General features: G+C 46.2%; 6 protein-coding genes. 3 read left to right on the top strand and 3 right to left on the bottom strand.

Annotated elements, in window-relative coordinates; translation table 11 throughout:
• Positions 1-95 precede the first annotated feature (95 nt).
• A complete protein-coding gene (locus AB4351_RS17770) occupies positions 96-323 on the top strand; it encodes a phosphonate metabolism protein (RefSeq protein WP_372126755.1) in 228 nt (75 codons plus the stop codon).
• A 108-nt stretch (positions 324-431) separates the two neighbouring features.
• On the opposite strand, the gene AB4351_RS17765 is transcribed toward AB4351_RS17770, so the two are convergent.
• Together AB4351_RS17765 and AB4351_RS17760 are read right to left on the bottom strand one after the other, a co-directional pair.
• Positions 432-1766, bottom strand: coding sequence for an MATE family efflux transporter (locus AB4351_RS17765; protein WP_372126753.1), 1335 nt, complete (start codon positions 1764-1766; stop codon positions 432-434).
• 262 nt (positions 1767-2028) lie between these two features.
• Complete coding sequence (locus AB4351_RS17760; RefSeq protein ID WP_017069197.1) at positions 2029-3003, bottom strand: AraC family transcriptional regulator; 975 nt, start codon at positions 3001-3003, stop codon at positions 2029-2031.
• A 92-nt stretch (positions 3004-3095) separates the two neighbouring features.
• Between AB4351_RS17760 and AB4351_RS17755 the strand changes: the two genes are divergently transcribed.
• The gene (locus AB4351_RS17755) at positions 3096-4451 is read left to right on the top strand and encodes a serine hydrolase (protein ID WP_017060556.1); all 1356 of its coding nucleotides are present in this window, start codon (positions 3096-3098) and stop codon (positions 4449-4451) included.
• Between the two features lie 66 nt (positions 4452-4517).
• Positions 4518-5309 carry a hypothetical protein gene (locus AB4351_RS17750; protein ID WP_017060557.1) on the top strand — a complete coding sequence of 264 codons (792 nt, stop codon included), beginning with the start codon at positions 4518-4520 and terminating at the stop codon, positions 5307-5309.
• Positions 5310-5428: 119 nt separating this feature from the next.
• Here the strand turns inward: AB4351_RS17750 and ppsA are convergent, their stop codons facing one another.
• Positions 5429-7801, bottom strand: a complete 2373-nt coding sequence (ppsA, locus tag AB4351_RS17745) for a phosphoenolpyruvate synthase (protein ID WP_372126751.1) — start codon at positions 7799-7801, stop codon at positions 5429-5431.
• Positions 7802-7856: the final 55 nt, after the last annotated feature.

Below are 7856 nucleotides of genomic sequence, written 5' to 3'. Positions count from 1 at the left end.
TTTTACTTTAATTGGTATAACTTCCTTTTAAAATGGTCCCGAATGAAACTGAAGTACTGCAGTTTTAGGCTGGTGAAGTACTTTGATACAATGGAATGATTAACTCATTTATGTTGATTGTTTTCGTTGGCAACCGCTGCTTAAGGCGTACCGCCATACTCGATTGCGTTTGGCAACTGCGTCCTCGGTTTGATGCTCCTAGCTATGCCGGGCGATTAGAAAGCTTTGAATGGTGGCATTGGGATGATGAAACACTAGCAGAAATATTGCCACCATTCCAAAAAGATTGCGGTGAGTTTTTGGCTTACTTTGAGCAAGTCTAACCCCAATATATTTTAAGTCTGAAACTAAAAAAGCAGCCTAAGTGGCTGCTTTTTCGTTTAATAACTTTATAGCGGTTTAGCTGGCAAGCCGTTTAGTTCGCTAACTGATTAATTAGAAAGCTTAGCCTCGACTTGCCCAAGTGCGCGTTGGTACATAAACCAAGCACATGTACCGGCAAGCACATTACCCACCATGGCACCCCAGAACAGGCCTTCAATACCAGCAAGCTGCGAACCAATCCACAAGCAAGGCAAGAAGAAGGCGAACAGGCGCAGTGCTGATATCGTTAAGGCACTATAAGACTTACCAAGCGCATTCGAGATAGAAACCATCAGCATACAGATACCCAACGGCCCTAAACTGATAGGAACGATAAGTAAGTGGTAGTTCAAAATGGTCGAGACTTCGTCTTCGCTGGTCATGAGATTTGCCAACCCGCCAGAGAACATCCAAGTTACCAGTGCGATCACCAATTGGAATCCTAATACAAACATCACGGCAATCTTCACAAGACTACGTATGTTCCCTAGGTTCTTTTCTCCCAACATTCGGCCAATCATAGGTGGCATCGACATAGTCAGAGCAAGCACTGCAACAATCGAAAAGAACTCAAAACGTGAACCTAGCGCCCAAGCTGCAACGGCTGCTGTGCCGTAGCCTGCAAGCAGTTTGGTGGCGAGCATCGAAGAGACTGGTGGCAGTAGCTGACTGATCATCGCAGGCCCCATGATGTTTCCTATAGAACGAATACTCTTGCCGATATCAAGATCGTGCCAGTCGAATGTCATCCAATGCTTCTTAGTTACCTTAGGAGCAACGATAAAGATACCCGCACCGAACGCCAAGATGGTCGCAATCGCGGCTCCGTTGATGCCCATGTCGAGCGTGAATATGAAAATCGGGTCCAATATCAAGTTGATGATGCTGGTCGCGATCATCATCGAACCGGGCAGCATGGTATTACCATTGGCACGACACACACTGTAGAAAAAGTAGAGCAGTGCGCCTGTCCAAGAGCTTACCAGCCAATAGATCCAGTAATAATCAATGATCGGCAGTACCGTCGGTGGTGCATCGAGGAGTTGTAAAATAGGACCACGCAACAGATAGATGATGACCGAGAACAGCGCGACACTCACACTGCCCATCGCAACGACTAATCCGCCGAGCTGTTTGGCATAGCGTATCTCGTTAGCCCCAATAGCTCTCGCGATCACAGCCGTTGTCGCGATGCCTAGTCCGACTTGAATCCCGATAATGATCATCTGAATTGGTAGCGTGAAGCCTTGAACCGCGAGCGGCAGTACGCCTAACTGGCCAATAAAAGCACTGTCTATAAGTTGGAAGCTCATCAGGGAGAGCACCCCAAACAGCATTGGCCATGTCATTGTATAGAGTTGTCGGCCAAGAGAAGGCGAGGGAGTTGCGGTCGTAGAATTCATAACACTCTTATCAGTCTTGAAGGTAGGTTTGTCGTAGTGACAATCCATTCAATGAAGAATTGCGTAAAGGATAACGTAACGTTAGCTCGATACCAATAAATGTCATTAAATCTATCGATATTACCTTTGCACAGTTTCATCGGTAGGTGAGCATTGTGCAATGCAACTTTATGCGTTCGCTTATTGAAATTTAAGGTGTCGTATCTTGTTTCTGAGTTTTATATTAGCGGATTGGGTCTAAAGGTTTTCCATTCGACTATTTCTAATGTTTCGCTTTATCCCGATAACTTGGTGGCGTGACTCCAACCCAACCTTTGAATGCACGATTGAAATTACTCAAGTCGCTGTAACCCACTTGCCAACTGATGTCTTGAACAGAAAGGTTGGTCTCTTCAAGTAGCTGTTTTGCTTTAGCTTCCCGAACTTGTTCTTTGGCTTGTTTAAAGAGAATGTTTTTGCTCTTCAGGTTTCTCTGCAGCGTTCGTTTTGTCATGCCGAGCATGGTCGCAAACCACTCAATATTGAACCAAGGTAGAGTCGCATAGGTGTCTATTAATATCTCGACAGCGTGATGCCAATCTTGGGTACTATTTCGTTCTGAAATGGCACGATAATCATCGGGCAGCGGAATCGAGAACGCACCGTATTGCTGTTCAAACTGAATATCAGAATCAAAGAAATGCTTAGGTAATTTACGTGCGCTGTTGTGCTTAGAGACCAACTTGGCGTGTGATGGTTGCCAGCGATTGTCAATGAACTTACGGCATAGGCTAATCACGGTCAGGGCGCGAAACCATTCTGCTTGTTCAAAACCTGAGGTCGATGGGTCATAGCAACTTCGATGACACAGCCACCACAATCCATCGCTTTTTTCCGTCCATATGGTGACGTGATTACTTAAGGTCGATATTTCAGTAATCAAGCAGCGTACCGCTTGCTCGAGAGAAGTGCATTGTTCAATTTTTCGGTCTAGCTCAGGTGACAATTGCTCTAGAGAGGCCTTACGTCCAACCTCAATCCCTATCGAATAGCCAAACTTACGCTCAAGGCCATGAATGAAGCGAATCACGTCTTGTGTAGGAAGCCATTGATTGGATTGTGTCAGTTCAATGGGTAGACCGCACGCAACGGCGACGGTGCGCCAATCCAGTCTATGTTTGTCACAATACTGAATATATGGAGCAATGTTACTGGTCGAAGTGAGCAGTATGCTGGTGGTGTTCGATGATGCTTTCATTGTTTTGTGCCTACCATTAAATGTCATCAAGTGACCTAATTAAGTGTAGCGCATCTCCCTATACTTTTCCTAACCCAAACAGGAGAACAATTATGAAACTTAAACACATTGCCGTTCTAGTATCGTTAGCGACCCCATCATCATTTGCTCTTGCAGCAAACCCAGTTGAAGAAGCTCTGAAAGTTGAAGGTGCTCAAGTTACCTTGACCGTGAAAGAGGCGAGCACAGCATTTACCCCAAGTTTTACTGACTCAGCTCGTGAGTTATTCAATAACTTTCATTGGCAGATGGGCGGCGACCACAGCGTTTACTACAACATGCACATGAGTGAGTTTCTACCAACGGCACTGGCGGCTCCAAACGAAGAGTACAAGCCTTTAGTCAAAAATATCGACCCACGACTCGCTGCACTGAAAGTTGATACTGAAAGCAAAGGTCAGTTGACAATGGATGAGTACTTGGCGGATGAACAGTTCCGTACCCAAGGCTTTATGTTGATTCACAAAGGGGAGATCGTTTACGAAGCTTACCCAGGTATGAAGCCGACAGATACGCACGTTTGGGCATCTACAGCAAAAACGACGGTTGGCACAGTGATCGCAATGTTAGTGGAAGAGGGCAAAGTCGACCCTGAAAAAGAGATCGCTGAGTATGTTTCTGAATTGAAAGGAACGAACTGGGATGGCATCACAGTACACCAAGTTCTGAACATGTCGACCGCGCTAGACAATGAAGAGACATTAGAGTCTATCTTGAACCCAGACTCTGATGTGGTGCGTTTCTTTGCGGCATCGTTTAACTCACCTCGTGCAAAAACGGGTGAAATGGAAACTTGGATGGAAGTGGCTCAAGGTGCACAGAAACTGGAAGGTGAAAAAGCCGGTGACCATTTCCGTTACGCATCTATCAACACCATGGTGCTGACTAAGTTAGTTGAAAACGTTGAGAACAAAACTTGGACTCAAGTATTCGAAGATCGTGTTTGGTCAAAAGTGCACGCACGTCAACCAATGCAATTCAACTTGACGCCAGATGGCATGGCGATCGCGGTTGGCTTGGTTTCATCAACGGTAGAAGACATGGCTCGCTGGGGAACACTATTTACACCTAGCTGGAAAGCGGTGGCTGATGAGCCAGTGGTGTCACAAGCTGTGATTGATCGTATCCGCAACGGCGGTGATCCAAAAGCATTCGTAGGTACTAGCAAAGAGAGCAGTTCACTGCACGCATACAACGAAAAAGCAGACTACAACGCATACCAATTTGATTTCATTTTCAATGACGGTGCAATGTCGAAAAGTGGCAACCTAGGCCAATTTATTTACATCGATCCTGCACGTGACTTTGTGGGTGTGATGTTCTCAACCAACCCATACCACTCAGGTTTTGGTGAGAATAAAGGCCCTGCACTAATGCGTTCGGCAGCAAAACTACTTGCTGACAAGTAATCTATTTATTACCTAACAGGATGTTCCAGGCTTCAAGGAGGAAGCAAACGACTTTCGAGAGATATAATGAAAAAGTTTGCTCTATTAATCCCGTTGAGTTTAGGTCTAGCCCTTCCTGCACATGCCGATTCAGATTCCGAACGTGTTATCGATCCTGCTGATGTCACTAAAGTTTATACTCAAGCTGCATTGATGCTGAATGGTAGTTCAGATATCCAATTTCAAGGGCAAGTTTCTGGCGGTTTAGAAAACGGTCAGCAGTTTGCCCTACTGGCCGAAGGGACGTTTGTCGATGAAAGCAACACAGCGCTTCGCGATCCAGACAAATTCGGTACAGAGTACAGCAACTCTAGAATTCAGTACTTCCACGTCTTTGAAACAGGGACGAAAGCTACGCCTAAAGTGGGTCTTTCATTAGATTATATTAATACGCGCAACAGTATTAAAAATGACTTATTGTCGGTTGGCGGTGTTGTTGCGATTAATCCAGCTTATACCGGTGGATTCCTGGTATTTCCAAGAGCAGGACTGATGACTGGTAGTATGGAGATCCCTGGCGTCACTTCATCTAAAGATGATTTAACGGGATACTCGCTTGGTTTGATTACCGCGAAGCATCTCGGTGACTCTGGCGCTTATGTGTCTTTGGTTCCTGAGTGGCAAGATCTTTCTGGTGATGATATCGACATGCAAAACTTCTCATTTAAAACATCGTTAAATGTGCCGATGAACACTGCAAGAACTTGGTGGTTGAATACGCGCTATGACATTACCAAAGCGGATGTTGATGTGAAAGGTGTGCCAATGCCGAATGGTTGGCAAACCGAAGCTTGGGTTGGTGTGAGATACTACTTCTAGCGCTCTAGCCAGCTAATTTGGAAAGAACCTAAAAAAGCCAGTCAACGTGACTGGCTTTTGTCGTTAAGGTACCGCGTGAAGCGTTACTTATTTACTTATTTACTTATTTACTTATTTACTTATTTATTAGCAACGTTACCTAGCTTCAACCACGTATCGATAACCGTATCCGGGTTTAGTGAAACAGAGCTGATGCCTTGCTCCATTAACCACTCTGCTAGGTCGTCATGGTCAGATGGGCCTTGGCCACAAATACCCACGTATTTACCCGCTTTGGTTGCCGCATCGATCGCCATTTTCAGCATTGCTTTCACGGCTGGGTTACGCTCATCGAAGAGGTGTGCCACATCGCCTGAATCTCGGTCGAGGCCAAGTGTCAGTTGCGTCATGTCGTTTGAGCCGATAGAGAAGCCATCGAAGTACTTCAAGAACTCATCAGCCAAGATTGCGTTCGATGGTAGCTCACACATCATGATCACTTTCAGACCTTGGTCGCCACGGCGAAGGTCGAATTTAGCCAGAATGTCGATAACCGATGCCGCTTCGCTTGGAGTACGAACGAATGGGATCATGATTTCAACGTTCTTAAGGCCCATTTCGTTGCGAACGCGTTTGATCGCTTGAGTTTCTAGCTCGAAACAGTCTTCGAATACTGGTGAGATGTAACGAGATGCACCACGGAAGCCCAGCATTGGGTTCTCTTCATGCGGTTCAAACGTTTTACCGCCGACTAGGTTGCTGTACTCGTTCGACTTAAAGTCAGACATACGTACGATCACACGCTTAGGCCAGAATGCAGAAGCGATAGTCGCGATGCCTTCTGTTAATTTGCTTACGTAGAAATCGATAGGATCTTTGTAGCCACGAATACGTTCGTTGATTTCCGCTTTTAGCTCATCCGTTTGTGCATCGAAGTTAAGCAGCGCTTTAGGGTGAATACCGATCATCTTGTTGATGATGAATTCTAGACGAGCAAGGCCAACACCTTCGTTCGGGATTTGTGCAAAGTCGAAGGCACGATCTGGGTTACCCACGTTCATCATTACTTTGGTTGGTAGCATTGGTAGCTCATCAACCTCAGAACGTTTGATTTCAAAATCGAGTTCGCCGTTGTAAACGTAGCCTGTTTCGCCTTCTGAACATGACACTGTCACGGTATCGCCATCGTTTAGGCTGCTTGTTGCGCTGCCACAACCAACGATTGCTGGGATACCAAGCTCGCGAGCAATGATCGCAGCGTGACAAGTACGGCCACCACGGTTAGTCACAATCGCAGACGCTTTCTTCATCACAGGTTCCCAGTCTGGGTCTGTCATGTCAGTTACCAGCACGTCGCCTTCTTGAACCAGTGACATTTGGTCTAGAGAATCAACCAAGCGAACAGGGCCAGAGCCGATACGCTGACCGATAGCGCGGCCTTCAACCAAGACATCCGCCTTGTTGTTTAGCTCGTAACGCTCGATAACGTTTTGGTCGCTTTGAGAGCATACGGTTTCTGGGCGAGCCTGAACGATGTAAAGCTTGCCGTCGATGCCATCTTTCGCCCACTCAATGTCCATTGGACGTTGGTAGTGCTTCTCGATGATCATCGCTTGTTTTGCTAACTCTTTGATCTCTTCATCGTTCAGTGAGAACTGGTTACGCTCTTGCTCGTCAGTATCAATGATGTCGACTTGCTTACCGATCTCTTGATTGGTCGAGTAGATCATCTTGATCAACTTAGAACCAAAGGTCTTCTTCACGATAGGCTGGTGGCCTGCTTCTAACATTGGCTTGTGCACGTAGAACTCATCTGGGTTCACTGCGCCCTGTACAACCATTTCGCCAAGACCCCAAGAAGAAGTGATGAACACGACTTGGTCGAAGCCTGACTCAGTATCAAGCGTAAACATCACACCTGAAGAGGCTTTGTCTGAGCGAACCATGCGTTGAATACCCGCAGACAATGAAATGCCACGGTGGTCAAAGCCTTGGTGTACACGGTAAGAGATAGCTCGGTCGTTAAACAGAGACGCGTAAACGTGCTTGGTTGCTTCGAGTACCGCGTCGATACCTTTCACGTTAAGGAAGGTCTCTTGCTGGCCTGCGAATGAAGCATCTGGAAGGTCTTCTGCGGTTGCAGATGAACGCACAGCTACAGACAATTCTTCGTTGTCTTCGATTAGCTCGCGGTAGTTATCACGGATGTCTTGCTCTAGTGATTCTGGGAAGGGTGCGTCTAGAACCCATTGTCGAATCGTTGCACCTGTCTTACGCAGTGCGTCAACGTCTTCAACATCAAGTTCATCAAGTAGTTGGTGAATGCGCTCATCAAGACCTTTGTAATCAAGAAAGTCGTTAAACGCATAAGAGGTGGTAGCAAAACCATTAGGTACAGAAACACCAGCATTGGACAGGTTAGAAACCATCTCGCCCAGTGAGGCGTTCTTACCGCCGACTTTGTCGACATCTTCCATGGATAGGCCATTGAACCATAGGGTATTATTTTGCATTTATTTCTCCAGAAACATAGCAAGCATTGTAGGGATTTAAAGGCAAACGATTACG

Source organism: Vibrio sp. 10N.261.51.F11 (assembly GCF_041471665.1).
GTDB lineage: Bacteria > Pseudomonadota > Gammaproteobacteria > Enterobacterales > Vibrionaceae > Vibrio > Vibrio crassostreae_C.
This window is presented reverse-complemented; position numbering and strand designations above follow the sequence as displayed.